We start from the raw sequence: 19,428 nt of genomic DNA, 5'->3' as shown, positions 1-19,428 counted from the left end.
TTTTTGCAKGTTTGATAAGCGCTGAACTTGTAACCGCACAAACACACGGTAATGATGCAAATTTAAAACTTTGGTACACCAAACCCGCTGCTGCCTGGGAAGAGGCGCTGCCTCTGGGTAATACCGCCACCGGGGCCATGGTATTTGGCGGGGTTAACCATGAACATTACCAGCTTAATGACCATAACCTGTGGTCGGGCTACCCCGAAGCCGGGAACAACCCACAGGCATTAGCGCATTTGCCCGAAGTGCGTAAAGCTTTGTTTGATAACGATTTTAATAAAGCTGCTGAAATATGGAAAAAGTATTTACAGGGGCCATACACAGCCAGATATCTGCCACTGGGCGATCTGCTGCTTCACTTTAATCTGAAGGATAGCATTCATTACTACCGCGACCTGAACTTAAACAACGCGGTTTCGACAGTGAGGTTTGAGGCTGGTGGGGTACATTATGTTCGCGAAACATTTATAAGCTATCCGGATAAGGTTATGCTGGTACGCATTACTGCCGATAAAAAAGGCGCCATTAATTTCACAGCGAATTTGCAAAGCAAGCTTCATTTTAGCGTGGCGGGTGATGGCAACAGTAAGCTAATCCTAAAGGGTAAAGCTCCAAGCTACGTGGCCAACCGGGAATACGAACCACGGCAGGTAATTTATGATGAGCCCAAAGGCGAGGGCATGAATTTCCAGATCAACCTTAAAATAAAGAATATCGGAGGACGAGTAAGTACTGCTAACAATGAACTACAGGTTAGCGGAGCAAATGAAGTTGTGCTTTACTTAACCGAGGCTACCAGTTTTAATGGGTTTGATAAATCACCAGGACTGCAGGGTAAAGATCCGGCGGTTGAGGCTAATGCCAGTTTGCTTGCGGCTTCGAAAAAAACGTATGAGCAACTCAAACAAAGGCACATTGCCGATTATCAACGTCTGTTTAAACGGGTTGATTTTAATTTGGGTGCTGATGCCGGTATGGTAAAACAACCAACTGATGAGCGGCTCAGGAATTTTAGTGTAGCCAATCCTGATAAGCAGTTGCAAACTTTATATTACCAGTTTGGGCGTTATTTGCTGATAGCCAGTTCAAGGCCGGGGAGTGCACCCGCCAATTTGCAGGGGATTTGGAATGATCAGGTGATACCCCCATGGGGCAGTAATTTCACCACGAATATCAATACCGAAATGAACTACTGGCTTGCCGAGAACACCAACCTTTCAGAGTGCCACCAGCCTTTATTTGATTTTCTGAAAGAGCTTGCCGTAAACGGCGCCGTTACCGCCAAAGTAAATTATAATATCAACGAAGGTTGGGTAGAACATCATAACAGCGATATCTGGGCCAAAACATCAACAGTAGGTGGTTTTGATCACGACCCTAAAAGTTCGGTAAGATGGTCGGCCTGGCCTATGGGAGGTGCCTGGATGAGCCTGCATTTATATGACCATTATCTTTTTACAGGCGATAAAGGATTTTTGAGTAAAACCGCCTATCCCATTATGAAAGGCGCTGCCCAGTTTATGCTGCACTGGCTGGTAACCGATCCTAAAACGGGTTACCTGGTAACAAATCCTTCCACCTCGCCAGAAAATACTATTAAAATCAGTGGTAAGGAATACCAGGTAAGCATGGCCTCCACCATGGATATGTCTATCATCCGTGAGCTGTTCCAGGATTGCATCAGCAGTGCAGGGATATTGGGTATAGATAAAGTCTTTGCCGCCCAGGTAAAAGCGGCTTACGATAAACTTTATCCCTTTCATATAGGTAAGCATGGGCAGTTGCAAGAGTGGTTCAACGATTGGGATGATCCTGCAGATACGCACCGGCATATCTCGCATTTGTTTAGCTTGTTCCCGGGCAGACAGATCTCTGTGTTTAATACGCCCGAGTTGGCAGCAGCTGCAAAACAATCCATGATATATAGGGGCGATGTAAGCACAGGTTGGTCAATGGCCTGGAAGGTAAACTGGTGGTCGCGCATGCACGATGGTAACCATGCCTACAAAATATTAGGTGCTGCATTTAATTATATGGACCCTTTACAAAAAAAAGAACAAATGAGCGGCGGCGGTACCTATCCCAATTTGTTTGATGCCCATCCGCCATTCCAGATCGATGGAAATTTTGGAGGAACTGCCGGTATGACCGAAATGCTGTTGCAAAGCCAGAACGGTGAAATAGAATTGTTACCCGCCCTGCCTGATGCCTGGGCCGATGGCAGTATCAAAGGCATCAAAGCCCGTGGAAATTTTGAGGTAGCTATTGACTGGAAAAAAGGAAAACTGAGCAAAGCGCTGATCAAATCGAACTTAGGCGGCAATTGCCGGTTACGGACACCAATACCCATTAAAGTGGTTGAGGTAAGCGGTAAAGCAGCTATCGGCACCAATAAAAATATTTTAAATACACCGCCCGTAACGCCAGTTTACCAAAAGGCAGATGATGCTAAACTGACGGATATATCCTTTAATAAAGGCTATGTAATTGACTTTGTTACCCAAAAGGGCAAAACCTATACTATTATACCTAAGTAACATGATGAAAAATTTAAAATGCTTTTTGCTGATTTGCTTGCTTTGGAGTTTCTCCTCAAGGCTATACGCGCAATCTATAATCTGGACAGAAGTAGAACCCGGAATATGGAAAGGCGTTATTGGTAAGCCCGAGGAATTTGATCTGCTGAAAACTGCAGGGGTACAGCCTTATCATGCCGGACTGCAGCAAATGCCAAAGGTTGGGTTCCCTTTGCCACAGCAGGAAATTACCGGTAGCGTACAGGGTGGTAAAACCTATCTGCGGTTTCCGTTAGAGAGAAAAGAGCAGTTATTTGGTTTCGGTTTAAATTTCCAGACCGTGTTTCAGCGCGGCAAAGTGCTTTCGCTGCATGTAGATAATTATGCAGGTAAAGATAATGGTCGTACCCATGCACCTACACCTTTTTATGTGTCATCAAATGGCTATGGCGTGTTTATCAATTCGGCCAGGTATATCAATGTATATGCCGGTACAGCGGTAAGGCGCGACAGTAAGATTGCCCCCGATGTAAAAGACAGGAATCTTGATAAAACATGGAGCTCGCACCCATACTCTGATGGTGTGGAAATGCTGGTACCTGCTGCCGGTGTGGAGATCTATGTATTTGCCGGCCCTACCACCTTAGATGCAGTAAGGCGTTATAATTTACTAAACGGCGGCGGCTGTTTGCCCCCGCGCTGGGGCCTGGGTTTTACCCAGCGTATGCAGCGGTTAACCGATGCGCAGGGCGTTGCAAATGAAGCAAAGTCATTTGAAGAAAAAGGATATCCGCTTGATTTTATTGGACTTGAGCCAGGTTGGCAAAGTAAATCATACCCATGTACTTTTGAGTGGGATGCAAGCCGGTTCCCTGATCCTAAAGGTTTGGTAAAGGACATGCTGAAAAAGAATATCAGGCTCAATTTGTGGACTAATCCTTATGTATCGCCCGAGGCGCCGGTTTATAAAAGTATTTTACCTTACAGTGGTTCGCATACCGTTTGGAATGGCATGGTACCTGATATCAGTATGCCTGAGGCCAGGAAAATATTTTTCGGCGAACTGGAAAAAGGCAAAATTGATATCGGTATCAGCGGCTATAAAATGGATGAGGTTGATGGCGGCGATAACTATTTATGGCCCGATGTGGCAACTTTTCCTTCAGGTCATGATGCCGAACAGATGCGCCAAACCTATGGCTTAATGATGCAGCGTTATACCAGCGAAATTTACCATGAGCGTAACCAGCGCACCTTTGGCCTCGTTCGTGCGTCAAACGGCGGTGGCTCATCATTCCCTTATGTAATTTATAACGACTATTATGATCACCGCGATTTTATAACAGCATTGGTAAACAGTGGTTTTGCCGGTGTGTTATGGACGCCGGAAGTGCGCTCCTCTAAAACAGCCGAGGAGTGGCTGCGCAGGTTTCAGTCGAACGTTTTTTCGCCTATGGCTATGATCAATGCCTGGGCCAGCGGTACCAAACCGTGGTCGTTTAACGAAGTTGCTGAACAAGTAAAAACAATGGCAAATCTGCGTATGCAAATGATGCCTTACTGGTATAGTGAATTTGCTAAATATCATTTTGAGGGTATCCCGCCTTTTAGGGCCATGTACCTGGAAGATGGCTTTGTTGGCGCGGAGGCCAAAAATGAGAGCAAAAAAGTAAATCTGGAAGAAAACCCTTATGAAGAGGCCATAACCAAAGAGGTTAAAGACCAGTACATGGCTGGTGAGTATTTATTGGTAGCCCCCGTATTTGCCGGGCAAACCAGCCGAAAAGTGATCTTACCAAAGGGTAAATGGTATGACTTTTATACCGGGAAGTATGCCGGTGATGGAGAAGTGATCAACGTTACACCAGGTTTGGATAAAATACCTGTTTATGTAAAAGACGGCGGTATTATACCCTTCATGCCGGTAATGCTGCATGCGCCCAAAGCAGGGCAGAAGGTTGACCTGGAGGTTAGATATTATGGTGATAAGCCAGGAACTTATTCCCTGTATGATGATGATGGTGAAACGTATAATTATGAAAAAGGTAATTATGCTTTCCGGCAGATCAAAGTGCAGAAAGTAAACGGAAAATTAAAGGGCACTATTGCACCTGCATTAAAGGGAAAACCGGATAATGTTGGTAAGGTAACCTTCAAAACCATGACCAATTAAATCTGAATTTAAGCTGTAACACTGATTATCGTCGTAAAGCCAGTTCTATCAAGCCTGCCAGAATGACTACTGGCAGGTTATATCCCTGGAATTCCTGCCTTAAAAGCTGCAAAGCTTTGCCTATATGTTTTTCTACGGTATTGACTGATATACTCATTTTTTCCGCAATTTCCTTGTAAGACAGATGCTCATAACGGCTTAAAGTAAAGGCATTCTTGCATTGCGGAGAAAGCCGGTTGACAGCTTGCTGCATTTTTTCCTCCATTTGGCGCACATACAATCCGTCGGTTAGCTTGTCAGCCACGTCATCCTTATGAAGCAGGGTAAATTCCTCAATATGCTTTGACTGTATGAACCGGGCACGTAATTCATGCAAAGCTTTATTACGAAGCATTGCATACAGCAAACTTGCCACTTCACCATCGGTATCCAATGTTTCACGTTTTTTCCAGATATCTACAAACACGTCCTGTACCAATTCAGTCACAACGTATTCGTCTTGCAATCTCTTGTAAGCATAAGTAGAAAGCGGCGTAAAATAACGAAAATACAAAGCCTCAAATGCTTTTTTATCTCCGCAATGCAAAGCAATAAGCAGTTCATGGTCACTGTATGTAGTTAATTTGGTCAAGAATATTGGCTTATCTGGTTAGATAGATGTTACGCAAAATAAATATTTTTCATGGAAATCATTAAAAAAAGTAAATAGATATGGCGGTAATAGTTATTTCATGCAATATGTTATTATATAGCCTGAGTTATGGTAGACGATTACCACATCAACCTAATAAAAAAATACCTGGAGGATAAATGCACACCCGCTGAAAAGCTGGAGGTAGAGGCATGGTTTGAACTTTACCGTGGTGGCGACCGCGAATTTTTTGATAACGACGAGAAGCTGATCAATCAAGCTATGATGAGATCGCTGGTTGACATTCATCAAAAAATAGATTCTTCACAAGCACCCGAGGATGAAGATAAAATAGTACACCTGAAACCTAAATTAAAACTTCGCTGGATAGCCATCGCCGCAACCGTTTTACTTTTTATAATGGCCGGTAGTTATTTTACTGTCCATAAAAAGGCAGTAGTACAACCGCTTGCCAAAAATCATTTGTTAAAAGGTGATACGCTGATCGGGAATAATAAAGCTATTCTTACCCTGGGTAATGGGAAAAGAATTGTGCTGGATGATGCTAAGGAGGGTCGGCTTGCGGTTCAGGGTAATGTAGCTATCACAAAAGCGACAGATGGCCGGGTTATTTATAATGCTACCGGCCAAACTTCAAAAGTGCCAATAAGTGGCGAAATAGCTTCTAATACTATAACCACCCCAAAAGGAGGGCAGTACCATATTGTATTACCTGACGGATCATCGGTTTGGCTCGATGCGGCTTCAAGTATAACCTATCCCCCCGAATTTACCGGCAATAAAAGACAGGTTCAGTTAATAGGTGAGGCTTATTTTGAAGTGTCGAAAGATCCCACAAAACCATTTTGTGTTAACGTGGATAACAAACAACAAATAGAAGTATTGGGAACCCATTTTAATGTTCAGGCATATCCCGATGACCGTGATATTAAAACAACATTACTGGAAGGGTCGGTAAAATTACTTTACAGAAATAAGCACGCGATTTTAAAACCCGGCCAAATGGCTGTTAATGATCCGGATAAGTCATTACTTATTAAACCTGCAGATATGTACGAAGTGATGGCATGGAAAAACAACATGTTTGTATTTAACAATGAAAATATAAAAAGCATCATGAAACGGCTTGCCAGGTGGTATGATGTGGATGTTGTTTTTGAGGGCAATATGGAAAAAGTGAATTTCTTTGGAAATTATTCACGATCCAAAAGCCTGGCAAACCTGCTTAAAAATATTGAATTAACAGAAAAAGTTCACTTTAAAATAGAAGGAAGGAGGGTTACCATTATAGCACAATAACACATACAGTTAATCCAAAAACCGGGAGTGTTTCGACCACCCCCGGCATGATTAGTAGATGGGAACTAATACGGATAACAAACCAATTGAGAAACGTCAACCAATATTATTAATCCTAAATCAAATGTATAAAATATTTACTGCACTTAAGTGCGGGAACATGACTCGCTGTACGCTAAAATTCCTGCTTACTATGAACCTTACTATTCTATTTCTGGCAGCTTTCTTTTTACAGGTAAATGCTGCGAGCTATGCTCAGGAGGTTAATCTCAGTGTTAAAAATGCTCCTATTCAGGAAGTATTTAATCAACTAACCAAACAAACGGGGTACAATTTTATTTGTGATGCTGATTTGATAAAAAAGGTAAAACCTATTACCATAAGCGTTACCAAAACATCCCTGAAAGATTTTCTTGGCTTGTGCTTTGTAAATCAGCCCGTTGATATACTTTTTAATAATGACAATACTGTAGTTATTAAAGAAAAAATCCGCACCAAAACGCAAAGCATTGAAAATATAAGTATAACTATCACGGGCAAGGTTACCGATAACAAGGGGCAAACACTGCCAGGCGTTACGGTAACTGAAAAAGGCGCTAACAATGCGGTTATTACCAGCATATCCGGCGATTATTCTATAAAAGTAGCTGGCCCTGGCGCATCACTAATATTTTCATTTCTGGGTTTTAACTCCCAGGAAGTAAAGGTTGGGGACAGAACAACTATCAACATCAAATTAACCGAGAAAACAAACGATTTAAGTGAAGTAGTAGTGATTGGGTATGGAAGCCGTAAAAAGGCCGACTTAACCGGTGCTATTGCTACCATTTCATCAGAAAATTTAAAGGAACGCGCGGTTGTTAACTTTGGCGAGGCGATGGCTGGCCAGCTGGCAGGCGTACAGGTTCAGCAAGTTAACGGAGCGCCGGGCGGCGAAGGGCTTGCTATAAGGGTAAGGGGCACCGGATCTATTACGCAATCTAATTCACCTTTGTATGTGGTTGATGGTTACCCTATGGAAGATGGGGCTTTCCAGCTCATCAACCCCGCGGACATTGAAAGCCTGCAAGTGTTGAAAGACGCATCATCAACTGCCATATATGGGTCCAGAGGGGCCAATGGCGTTGTAATCATCACTACAAAAAAGGGTAAGGTTGGTCAGGCTTCTATTAGCCTTAACGCTTTTAGGGGCTATCAGGACAGAACAAAAACTATCCCGGTTTTAAACAGGGATCAGTATGTACAATGGTTTATGGATGGGCGCAACCAGGCATGGTTGGATCAGCCTGTAATAAGCAGCGATCCTAATACCGGGCCGCATACCATTAATGACCCCAATAGCCGCCGGAATCTATATCCGAGCTCTGGTTCATTATATGTTATACCCGACGGAACTAATGGCTTTAAATACAATTTTTTAGATCCTAAGTCTGTGGCGCAAATGCCCGATAATAACTGGCAGGACCTGCTATTTCGCCTCGCAAAAATGGAACAATACGAAGTGTCAATAACCGGTGGTACCGAAAAAACCAAGTACGCCTTTTCCGGAAGTTTTATGAACCAGGATGGTATTATATTAAATACCGGTTATAAGCGATTTAACTTCCGAAATAATGTAGAATCGCAGGTAACCAACCGGTTAAAAGTAGGTTTAAACTTAAACGCCTACAGTTCCAATGGTAATGAACAGGTGAACGGTAAGTACTCACCGCTTCAGTTTGCACTGCAGCTTCCCCCAATATTTGATTTGCGTAACCCCGATGGCACGTACGGATCAATGGTACGTAACCCCGAGGTTTTTGCAGGCGATGTGGCCAACCCTATAGGCATAGCTGAGCAAGTGAACACCTACCGTAAAAAGTATGGCTGGTTAGGAACGCTTTATGGAGAGCTGGATCTGATAGATGGTCTTAAATACAGGATTAATATCAACGGAAGTATTCAGGATAATAATCTGCAAGATTATGAGCCCTCAAATGTAGATTTAGATGCATCCAAAGCCCCAAGACCAGCACGAGCTTATAACGAGCGTTATACCGATTATGATTGGGTAATAGAGCAAACGCTGTCTTATAATAAAACATTCGCTAAAAAACACGATCTGGTTTTGTTGGGCGGTTTTTCCAGCCAAAAGCATAGCCAGGATTATATGTATGGCGAGGCCCGTGGCTTCCCAAATGATAATATCCAAACTTTAAATGCCGGTAATATGTATCAGCTCAACAATTATAAAACAGAATATTCTATGATTTCGTATTTCGGCCGCGCTAATTATACCTATAACAACCGCTATCTTTTTACCGCTACTGTTCGTAGCGACGGATCATCCCGCTTTGGTGAAAATAAAAAATGGGGTGTATTTCCGTCGGTATCAGGCGCGTGGCGTGTTAGTCAGGAGGATTTCATGTCGGGTATCGCTGGTACGGTTAATGATTTAAAACTAAGGGCCAGTTACGGTATCGCCGGGAACAACCGCATTGGTAATTATTCGGCAATTGGTTTGCTCAATACAGGCTTTTATTCAACAGGCGGTGTTTTGCAAAGTACAGTAAACCCATCTACCGTACCTAATGATAATCTGGGATGGGAAAAAGTGCTACAAAGCAATTTTGGTTTTGACATGGGTTTGTTTAACGATCGTATCAGGCTGGAGGCCGATTATTATAGTAGTAAATCGATTGACCTATTGCTGAATGTGCCCGTACCTACCATAACCGGTTATACCAATCAAATTCAAAATATAGGTAAAGTACTGAATAAAGGTGTTGAGTTTTTATTAACTACCAGGAATTTAACCGGCGAGTTTAAATGGTCAAGCAATTTCAATATCGCGTTTAATAAAAATAAGGTATTGGAAGTGGGCCCCGGCGGACAGCCAATATATGCCAGTGCACCCAATGCAAATAACTCCTTTATAACCTTACCCGGACAACCTATAGCCAGTTTTTACGGCTATGTTTACCAGGGTGTATTTACAAGTCAGGCGGAACTGGATAAATACCCCCATTTGCCAGCAGATAAAGTTGGCGATGGCCGTTACCTGGATGTAAATGGAGATGGTAAACTTGATCAGACAGATAAAGCGCTTATTGGCAATAACCAGCCTAAATTTACAGGTGGTTTCAGCAATAGCTTTTCTTATAAGAATTTTAGCCTGTCCACACAGTTTTCCTTTTCTTATGGGGCGCATGCGTTCAGCTTTTTCAAACGTATGGTTGGCATTTATCATGGCGACAGAAACGCTTTGCTTGAACAGGTAGATCGCTGGCGGTCGGTGGATGATCCGGGCGATGGTATGCATTTCAGGGCAACCCGCAACCCAACAGGTTGGCAGCGTGATCCATCCTCTAACTGGGTAACTGATGCGTCATACTTGCGCCTTCGTAACGTTACGCTGGCATATGATTTTACAAAAAGCGCGATAAAATCCCTGAAAATAAATGGACTGCGCGTGTATTTAACGGGCCAGAATTTATTTACCTGGACAAAATATCCAGGCTATGATCCGGAAACAAGCAGCGAGGGTACCGGGCTTACCCGCGGAGGTGATTATCTGGGATATCCTGCAGCCCGCAGTCTGATTTTAGGTTTAAATCTCACTTTCTAATTAATGATTTAAGAAGATGAAAAAATTAATAATAGCCACATTTAGCTTATTGCTGCTGTTTTCATGTAAAAAAGATTTTATTGATTTAAATCCGCCGTCTAATCTGAACTCTTCGACCTTTTACAAAACGGAAAGTGATATGAACCAGGCTGTACTTTCGGCCTATGCCGGTTTGCTTGATGAATATAGGAATCCATTTATCAGGCTTGGCGAAATACGCTCCGATAATACTACTTATTCCTGGCTGGCCGGTAACCCTGCCGACGATAATGGTATAGATGTATTTGCCTCGCCGCTTTTACCCGAAAATGGATATCCTAATAATTGCTGGAATTTGGGTTACAATGTTATTCTGCGGTGTAACATCGTTACCAGTCGTATCGGTAATGTTACATTTAAAGACGAAAAATTGAAGAATCAATATACTGCGGAAGCAAGGTTTGTACGGGCTTTAATGTATTTTTGGTTGAACAGGGTTTTCGGCGGTTATGCGCTTAATAATGAGTTATTAGGAGTTATTAATGTTGATAAGGAAATTACACCTGCCGAAGCTTATAAATTAAACCGGTCGTCCTTGCAAAGCACTTATGATTTAATTGTGGGCGATCTTAAATATGCAGAGGAGAATTTGCCCGCTTCCTATTCCGGAAACAGTATAGGCCGCGTTACCAAATGGGGTGCTAAAGGCTTGCTAAGTAAAGTATATATGACAATGGCTGGTTACCCGCTAAATAAAGGTGCAGAATACTATAACCTTGCCATTCAAAAGGCCGAAGAGGTTATTAATACCTCGGGAGCGACTTTAGTGCCCAGTTATGCCGATCTGTTTGATGTTGGCAAAAAGAACAGCAGCGAGTCGTTATTTGAAATTCAGTTCCAGAAAGGCAGCCCAAATGGGGCTACGGGAAGTCCGTGGAACAATGACTTTGCCCCGCGTTTTTCAGATAAGGAAGTAGTACTGGTAGGCGACAAAGGCGGCGTAAACTCTCCAACAGGTGATATGTCACGTGCCTATGAAACGGGAGATCCCCGGAAATATGTATCAATGCGCGACAGTTGGATCAGTTCAAAAAACGGGACTGTGCAAAATGAAAGATATGTGCGTAAATATTATGATGTGTCAACCTCAGGCAGTGATAACGGTAATAACTGGATTGAACTAAGGCTTGCTGATGTTTACCTTTTAGATGCCGAAGCATTGGTACGCACCGGCGGAGATAAAAACAAGGCGATATCATACGTAAACAAAATAAGGCAGCGGGCAAGAAATACAAAGGGCGATCCCTCAATTACACCACCGGTCGGTTTGCTGAAAGACTACACCTTAGCCGATTTTGCCAATGATAACGCGCTGTTGCTGGCGATAGAAAAAGAGCGCCGCGTTGAGCTGGCTTTTGAAAACCATCGCTGGTTTGACCTCGTTAGAACAGGCCGGGCCAAAGATGTGATGATTGCCGAGCAGGCGGCCGATGGTTTTGCCCCATTTACCTGGAGCGACAATATGTTAGCTTATCCTATTCCAACACCCGTAATGCAATCCAATCCGGGTAAGATCATTCAAAACAGAGGGTACACACAATTTTAAAAAACTTAAAAATATAAAGTCATGAATATGAAAAAACACATTTTGCTTTTAACAGTGGGCTTTTTTTGCTGTATTATTTCAGTAAAAGCACAATTGCCATCGCTTACTAAAAAAGAAATTAAAAATGGATGGACCTTATTATTTGATGGGAAAACATTTGATGGTTGGCAAAAGGCAAATGGCACACCATTTACAGGGAAAGGTTGGAAAATAGAAAATGGAGTGATCAGCGTTAACCCGGCGGACGGGCGCGGCGGTGATATTGTGACCACAAAAGAGTTTTCTGATTTTGAATTTTCTCTTGATTTTAAGCTGGAAAAGGGAACCAACAGCGGGGTTAAATATTGTTTGATTAAAAATACCTCTTTGGGGTGCGAATACCAGATTATTGATGATGCCCATCATCCTGATGCAAAGCTGGGTATAAATGGCAACCGTCGTCTTGCGGCATTATATGATATTATGCCACCTGATACCACAGCCAAAAAAGCTAAACCATTGGGAGAATGGAATAACATCCGTATTATTTCAAAAGGCAAACATGTTGAGCATTGGCTTAACGGCAGGAAAGTTTTAGAGTACGAGCGCGGGAGTGAAGCGTTTAAAGCCCATATAGCCGAGAGTAAATTTAAAAATGAAAAGGGTTTTGCCGAAGCAGCGCAATCGCCTATTCTTTTACAGGAACATGAAGACGTGATTCATTTTAGAAATATAAAGATCAGGATACTTTAAGTTAACAAAATTCATAGTTGTATCAATGAGTGCCGGCCATAACCGCATCATCATTTAATTTTATGTTTCAATTATAAACAATGGAAAAAAGACGCGAATTCATCAAAAAAATGGCTGTTACAACAGCCGGCCTTGCCATTGGTGGCAAAGCATTTAGCTTTACTGCCAAAAGCTATAAAAGAATTATTGGGGCTAATGACAGGATACATGTAGCCATTATAGGCCTTAACGGGCGTGGCAGCAGCATGGCTGGTACCTTTGCCCGTCAAAAAAACCTGGAAATAGGTACCGTTTGTGATGTAGATTCAAGGACGATACCTAAAATTCAACAAAAAGTAACAGCAGCGGGCCAGGTAACCGCCCCAAAAGGTGAGAAAGATTGCCGTAAAGTATTACAGGATAAAAACATTGATGCCATTTATATAGCTACTCCTGATCACTGGCATGCACCGTTAACCATTATGGGTTGCCAGGCTGGCAAGCACGTATATGTTGAAAAACCGGTAAGCCATAACCCTCATGAGGGGGAGTTGGCTGTAGCCGCGGCCCGCAAGTATGACCGGATAGTGCAAATGGGGGCACAGCGTCGCTCATCGCCTGCCATGATACAGTGTATAGAAGAATTACATGGTGGTGTTATTGGCCGGGTTTATCTGGCTAAGGCATGGTACACCAATAACCGTAAAGCTAACTACCTGAAACCCGGTACTGTGCCCGACTGGCTGGATTATGATCTGTGGCAGGGGCCAGCTCCGCGTACGCCATACCAGGATGGACTGATTCATTACAACTGGCACTGGTTCTGGAGCTGGGGAACCGGTGAAGCTTTAAACAATGGAACACATGAAGTTGATGTAGCCCGCTGGGGATTAGGTGTTGAATTTCCGACCCGGGTAAGTTCGGTAGGAGGCAGGTACCAATTTAAGGACGACTGGCAAACACCAGATACCCAAATTGTTGCAATGGATTATCCGGGCAGGGTATCACTGATGTGGGAGAACAGAAGCTCAAACGGCAGGAAGATAGAAGGTGCTGACCGCGGTGTAATATTTTATGGTGAAAATGGCAGCGTGGATACAGACGGCGAGGACTATACTATATATGACCTGAGTGGCAAACTAGTAAAACAGGTAAAATCAACCGCCCCGCAAAGTGCAGTTGAGGGTAGGAACACCGCCAGCCCAAGCCTGGGTATGGATAGCCTTCACGTGGCTAACTTTCTGGACGCTATCCGTAATAACCGTCGCCCTAATTGTGATGTGGAGTTAGGCTACAGGAGTGTGATGGCTATGCAGCTGGGTAATATTTCCTGGCGTGTGGGCCGTGATCTTCATCTTGATCCTAAAAATGGTCATATTTTAAATGATCCTGAGGCACAAAAATTATGGAGTCGTACCTATGAGCCAGGCTGGGAGCCTAAAGTGTAATTGCAATTATAAACCGTAAGTAAATTACAAATTAGTTTAAAAATTATTATGAAAAGAAGAGACTTAAGCCTCATAATCATCACTGCATTGGTGATGTGTATCCCTATAGGTATTCTGGCCCATAAAATTAATGACCAGCCTACATTGCCGGCTGCCGCCTATAACTGGAAGGATATTAAAGTAATACCAACTCCAAAGGGCGAAAGGAGGGAAGTATTCAATTCGCCTACAGAAACCCTTGACCAGCTGGAACTTCATATTACCACCCTGAACCCCGGAGATTCTTCACATGCTCCTCACCAGCACCCCAATGAGGAACTGATTATTATTAAGGAGGGCAATGTGAGCGCTATGGTTGCCGGCAAATGGCAGCAAATTGGTCCAGGATCCGTAGTTTATGAAGCCGCAAACAGTTTGCATGCCATTAAAAATACAGGCAGCACCCGCACTACCTATTATGCTCTGCAATGGAAGACGGCTAAAACGGGGAAAACAGTTAAAGTCAATTGATGATATTAAAGATGTATGGAGAGCAAACTTAAAAACTGGTTTAATTTATGAAGAAAGAGGGATGATCAAACGATCATCCCTCTTCATTTTGAGTCGGGGAGATTGAATGCGTTATACCTAATTTACCTGACATATGATTATACTTCTCGCCAACACTTCTTCATCTGCACCGCTAACGTTCTGGTTAAATTAACAATTTTGTAACATTTTGAAATTCAGTATTTTATTTTATAATTATTCTCTTTATATTGTATTCGTTTAAGTTATAAATGAACAACAAAATACTTTGCTTTTAACTCCATCTGCCAGGATTTATGATTAATAATAAAGGCGCTTGGGTTTATATTATCCGGTATATAACATTAAACAAGTAATACAGCTTATAAACCTAAATTAATTAATCATGGAATTAAAAGTAACCCGTTCTGTCTTCACCAACACTACCACCCTTGGCAAATTGTATGTTGATGATGACTTTTATGCTTTTACCTGTGAGGATGTTGTTCGGGATCTGACAGATGGCTGCTCGGCCAAGGTTCAGAACGAAACCGCTATAAACTATGGCAAGTATAAAGTCATAGTTAACTACAGCAATCATTTTAAAAAAGAACTCGCCTTACTGCTGGATGTTGATTGTTTTGAAGGCATTCGCATACATGGTGGCAATACCAATAAAGATTCAGAAGGTTGCATTTTGATTGGTGCAGAAGGAGATATGCAAACCAGTATATGGAATTGTGCCGAAAAAGTAGCGCAGCTAACCGCAATGATCAAGGCCAAACAAGTGCAGGAAGATGTATGGATAATGATTGAGAAGGGATAACAGGTTCTTAATCTGTATTTTAAGTTGACAGTGCAGGTTGTCAATTATTCTTTCTGATAAAAATGCAAACACCTGACATGTGGGTTTTAGAAGCGGCTAAAAATTGGTTTTAAAATGTATATGCTTTTTGGGGCAACCGATAACTTTCTACATTTCCTTTCATCATGATACATTATTTGATATTTCAATATGTTCAGCAAACTTTTTTCATTTAGCCGTAATCAGGGAGTAGTGTTGGTCACTGTACTGTTTCTGCTCGCGATAGGATCTGTTTATTTTTTAAAATATATTCCTGATCGTCAGCGTGAATTAGAAGAAAAGCAATTCAGGGGCCTTCAAAATATTGAAAATAATATATCGCGAAAAATAGATAATTCATTGGCTTTGTTAAAAACGCTCGTTGATGCTTATACCAAAAATGCCAGCGATTATGACAGTGTTTCTGTCAGGAAATACATCACAGACTATCCCACGCAAAATTTTATAATCAGTATAGATACCCCGCCCGCAAGTAAACTGGCTACAATTACCAGTAAAGCTATTGACACCTCTTCAGTTGAATTTAACAATACGCAACTCATTGTACGCTTAACAAAAGGGAAAACACGTGTTAATATTACTTATACATTGAAACAATTTATAGCGCCCCTGCTTTCAAAAGATGTATTTAGCGAGTACATAATTTTTAATGATAAAAAGGTCATTCATCAAACTTTCCCAAGTGGTATAACAGCTATAATTACCGATTCATTAAAAAATGAAAAAAACGGACTTGCAAAATGGCAAATTAAAGATGTCACAATAAGTGGTACGGCTTACAAGCTTTTTACTCAGCAACTGAACTTAAATACCACGACAGCGATTACCATAGCCGGCTTGTTAACTAAAGAAAGGTATGATGCCGAGAAGAATAAACTCCCCGAACGTGCAGTGCTTTTTTTGCTAATGATGGCTATTGCTGGCATACTTGCCCTTCCATGGATAAAGCTATACCAGATAGGAAACAAAGACAGGCTTACCTGGGCCGATGGTTTATTTTCATTTGCTGTGTCGATGCTGTTAATGTCCATACTTTTTTTTGCTTTTTTTTCCTACAACGCAAGCTGGCAGCCAGGAGTTGCAGCTACAGAAAAATCTACTAAAGCGTTATCCAATAAAATAAAAAAAGCATTTTATTCAGAGCTGACAAATACTTATCAAATACTGGATTGTGCTGATAATGTTATCAACGGAATGGCTCCGGTTAAACAAAACTCAAAAGAAGTAAAGGACCGCTATTCGGAACAGTTGAAGGAACTTACCAAAAACATAAGTGTAAACCAGATTTTTCAATTAGATAAAAATGGGATAGAAATATATAACTGGTCGCCAACTACAGATTCTCCACCTTCCGGAGATTTTTCTAACAGGGCTTATTACCTTAATTTAAGAGATAATAAATCCTTTTATTTAAAAGATTCAGTCCAAAAAAAATTCTCTCTGGAACAGGTCATTTCCTGGACTTCCGGTTCTTTTACTACCGTTTTATCAAAAAGGTCGTCGTTTAATAAAGTCAATCCTTATATAGCTATAGCATTTAACTTAAAATGCCTTAACTATCCGATAATGCCGCCCGGGTTTCTTTATGCAATCATTAATCAACAAGGATTAACTTTATACCATTCTAATGTTTCAAAACAACTGAATGAGAACCTGCTCAGTGAATTTTCTGAGCATAGATCGCTCAGGGCTGCCATTGAAGCCCGTAGTGATATTTTTTTCACAACCAGGTATGGGGGGAAGGAATATAATGCCATTGTAAGCCCTATTAGTGGCTTACCTTATTATATGGTTGTCCTGGAAGATCGCGCTTATACCAACATTCGCGATATTAATAATTTTTGTTTTAGCTTTTTTATGCTTTTTGGGTTCTTTTTTATCCTTGCTGCAGAATTACTGGTTGTATTTATAGTGTCCTACAGAAAGATCTACTATAACAAGCATTATTTTGATATCTCCTGGATAGGGCCAAACCAACGCTTTCACAAACAATACAATATTGCTGTAGCGGGCAATATTGTAGCGATTATTCTGCTGATCTGTATATACCATTACACTACATTTTTGCAATACGTGTTTATTTTGTTGATCGCTGCTACTATGATCATCTATTTTCTCAACTACCTTTGTAAAAAGGTATATTATGAGGAGGATGAGCCTGTTTTATTGAAGCTTAAAGAAAATGCTTTAATCTCGTTGCGGATCATTATTATTATACTCAATGTATTTGCCGCTCACTTAACGGCCTACACCCCTGTTTTAATCTTCCAGCTTATTTTTATCGTTCTATTGGCAGCGGTTAAGAAGTTTTATGAATTGGCAGAAAACAAAGGCTGGATTAAAAAAGCTACTTCCTGGGATTTTAGCGTTAGCTTTTCACTAATGACTTTTACACGCCTGATTATCACCAGCGGGTTGCCGGTAGTTTCATTCTATATCGCCACATCAACATATGAGGTAAAATTACTAACCCGCTACAGGCATACGGAATTTGTGAAAAGCATACAAAGGGACACTGATCTAACCCTGGATAACCTAAAGTACGACAAAATTTATGCCGATAGCGTTTGGGTTAAAACCGAAATGCTGCGGCAGGAAAATCCCAAACCTCCCCGTGATGCAGATGATGTTATTACCAGTGCGCTATTTAAGCGACTGATGATTGATAATGACGAACTTATACCTGAAATCAAGGAACTGGATCACAACGCGGTTGATAGTTCGTGGATATATAGCAGCTTGTTTAGGTCAGGCCGTGGAATATCATACTATCATGTTCAAAAGAATAAATACTTTCACGTCGAATCTGAACATCTCAAATATAGACTCCCGAATCCATTGGACAGGGTAGACTGGTTTAACGGAATGGTTTATTGGATAGGCTTTTTAGGATTTCTTGGCGGGTTTTGGTATGTGCTTCACCATATTTTGAGGAAGCTATTTGCATTAAACCTTACCTCTGAGGCTTACTGGGATGAAATCGATACCCTCTTGCTTACCAAAGATGAACTTAACTCGTTGGTATTCCTGATCGGGTCTCCGGGTTCAGGTAAATTGAAAAAGGTAAAAACCCTGATTGAAAAACCAGGTATAAATGGCAAAGATGGAAAGCCGGTTATTTATGATGAAGCCAAGCCTGATTTAAATACCTTTTTTGTTGCAGATATGATCCTGATTCCAAACGATGGGGATACTGATGAGGCAAAAAACGGTTGGAAGAAAATTATAGAGGAAATAGATAATGAAAAGTATAAATTAATCATTGTAAATCATTTTGAATATGATATTAAAAACACCGCGAGCAATAGCATAAAACTAAATTTTCTTGAGTCGCTGTTACAAAAAAATAGATGCAAGCTCCTGGTTATCTCTACGGTTCACCCTGTAAATTTTCTGGATTCACTTAATCAGCAGGAAGATGATAAACCCGAAGGCCAAAGGCAGCCCGAGCACGATTTGGAAAGGTGGCATGTACTTTTGGGCCATTTCAGCATAGCAATTGAACGATTGAAAAACTGTGATATATCGTTTGATAAGGATACCCCTCAATGGAAGAGAATCCTACTATATGAAACCCGCAACAGTCATTTTCTGCAAAGGCTTCGGGAGCCGGTACTTACTACCCTGGAAAATAAGGCAAAGGAAAACAAGGCAAAAAAAATATCCGGAAAAATTGATGGTGATTCGTTGTCAGCTAAATTGGGTATCACGYCGCATTACTTTTATATGTACATGTGGCAATCTTTAACAAAAGAAGAAAAATTCCTACTTTATGACCTCGCAGAAGATGGCCTCGTAAACCCCTACGATGATTATAACCTCACTTTATTAATCAGTAAGGGATTAATCATAAGAGAAGACAACATATTGAAGATCTTTAACCATGAGTTCCGGAATTTTATCCTTACAGCCATAGGCCATGCAGAGGCTATGCAAATTCAGGAACAAATTAAAGATACAGGTAACTGGAGTAAGCTTAAAACACCGCTGTTGTTGCTCATAGCGGCAGTTTTAGTTTTTCTGTTTACATCACAAAAGGAAACATACTCCACGTTATTTAAG

At 41.4% G+C, this 19,428-nt stretch carries 11 protein-coding genes; 10 read left to right on the top strand and 1 reads right to left on the bottom strand.

What is annotated here, in order from left to right:
• The first annotated feature begins 11 nt into the window (after positions 1 to 11).
• Positions 12 to 2,540 (top strand): glycoside hydrolase family 95 protein, encoded by a 2,529-nt coding sequence (locus AC1DRQ_RS16915; RefSeq protein WP_477425806.1) that lies wholly within the window; start codon positions 12 to 14, stop codon positions 2,538 to 2,540.
• Between the two features lies 1 nt (position 2,541).
• A complete protein-coding gene (locus tag AC1DRQ_RS16910) occupies positions 2,542 to 4,692 on the top strand; it encodes a glycoside hydrolase family 31 protein (protein WP_477425805.1) in 2,151 nt (716 codons plus the stop codon).
• 25 nt (positions 4,693 to 4,717) lie between these two features.
• On the opposite strand, the gene AC1DRQ_RS16905 is transcribed toward AC1DRQ_RS16910, so the two are convergent.
• Positions 4,718 to 5,323 (bottom strand): RNA polymerase sigma-70 factor, encoded by a 606-nt coding sequence (locus AC1DRQ_RS16905; RefSeq protein WP_429401857.1) that lies wholly within the window; start codon positions 5,321 to 5,323, stop codon positions 4,718 to 4,720.
• A 129-nt stretch (positions 5,324 to 5,452) separates the two neighbouring features.
• On the opposite strand from AC1DRQ_RS16905, the gene AC1DRQ_RS16900 reads away from it, so the two are divergent.
• The 8 genes from AC1DRQ_RS16900 to AC1DRQ_RS16865 all read left to right on the top strand — a co-directional run.
• On the top strand, positions 5,453 to 6,643 hold the full coding sequence (locus AC1DRQ_RS16900) for a FecR family protein (RefSeq protein WP_477425804.1): 1,191 nt from the start codon (positions 5,453 to 5,455) through the stop codon (positions 6,641 to 6,643).
• Positions 6,644 to 6,803: 160 nt separating this feature from the next.
• Positions 6,804 to 10,250 carry a SusC/RagA family TonB-linked outer membrane protein gene (locus tag AC1DRQ_RS16895; protein ID WP_477425803.1) on the top strand — a complete coding sequence of 1,149 codons (3,447 nt, stop codon included), beginning with the start codon at positions 6,804 to 6,806 and terminating at the stop codon, positions 10,248 to 10,250.
• Positions 10,251 to 10,266: 16 nt separating this feature from the next.
• Entirely contained in the window at positions 10,267 to 11,835 is a 1,569-nt protein-coding gene (locus AC1DRQ_RS16890) for a RagB/SusD family nutrient uptake outer membrane protein (protein ID WP_477425802.1), read from the top strand.
• A gap of 21 nt (positions 11,836 to 11,856) precedes the next feature.
• On the top strand, positions 11,857 to 12,567 hold the full coding sequence (locus tag AC1DRQ_RS16885; RefSeq protein ID WP_477425801.1) for a 3-keto-disaccharide hydrolase: 711 nt from the start codon (positions 11,857 to 11,859) through the stop codon (positions 12,565 to 12,567).
• 80 nt (positions 12,568 to 12,647) lie between these two features.
• Positions 12,648 to 13,994: a Gfo/Idh/MocA family protein gene (locus AC1DRQ_RS16880; RefSeq protein WP_477425800.1), complete on the top strand. Its 1,347-nt coding sequence runs from the start codon at positions 12,648 to 12,650 to the stop codon at positions 13,992 to 13,994.
• A gap of 48 nt (positions 13,995 to 14,042) precedes the next feature.
• Entirely contained in the window at positions 14,043 to 14,504 is a 462-nt protein-coding gene (locus AC1DRQ_RS16875) for a cupin domain-containing protein (protein ID WP_429401846.1), read from the top strand.
• A 403-nt stretch (positions 14,505 to 14,907) separates the two neighbouring features.
• Positions 14,908 to 15,327: a DUF5675 family protein gene (locus tag AC1DRQ_RS16870; protein WP_477425799.1), complete on the top strand. Its 420-nt coding sequence runs from the start codon at positions 14,908 to 14,910 to the stop codon at positions 15,325 to 15,327.
• Between the two features lie 189 nt (positions 15,328 to 15,516).
• The coding region (locus tag AC1DRQ_RS16865) for a cache domain-containing protein (RefSeq protein WP_477425798.1) at positions 15,517 to 19,428 on the top strand (3,912 nt) is incomplete at its 3' end.

Source organism: Mucilaginibacter sp. P4_E8, from assembly GCF_056401495.1.
This window is presented reverse-complemented; position numbering and strand designations above follow the sequence as displayed.

Bases quoted from the DNA above. Each gene is read 5' to 3' on its own strand.
- AC1DRQ_RS16910 (WP_477425805.1), top strand. From the start codon at position 2,542: ATGATGAAAAATTTAAAATGCTTTTTGCTGATTTGCTTGCTTTGGAGT.
- AC1DRQ_RS16900 (WP_477425804.1), top strand. From the start codon at position 5,453: ATGGTAGACGATTACCACATCAACCTAATAAAAAAATACCTGGAGGAT.
- AC1DRQ_RS16895 (WP_477425803.1), top strand. From the start codon at position 6,804: ATGACTCGCTGTACGCTAAAATTCCTGCTTACTATGAACCTTACTATT.
- AC1DRQ_RS16890 (WP_477425802.1), top strand. From the start codon at position 10,267: ATGAAAAAATTAATAATAGCCACATTTAGCTTATTGCTGCTGTTTTCA.
- AC1DRQ_RS16885 (WP_477425801.1), top strand. From the start codon at position 11,857: ATGAATATGAAAAAACACATTTTGCTTTTAACAGTGGGCTTTTTTTGC.
- AC1DRQ_RS16880 (WP_477425800.1), top strand. From the start codon at position 12,648: ATGGAAAAAAGACGCGAATTCATCAAAAAAATGGCTGTTACAACAGCC.
- AC1DRQ_RS16875 (WP_429401846.1), top strand. From the start codon at position 14,043: ATGAAAAGAAGAGACTTAAGCCTCATAATCATCACTGCATTGGTGATG.
- AC1DRQ_RS16870 (WP_477425799.1), top strand. From the start codon at position 14,908: ATGGAATTAAAAGTAACCCGTTCTGTCTTCACCAACACTACCACCCTT.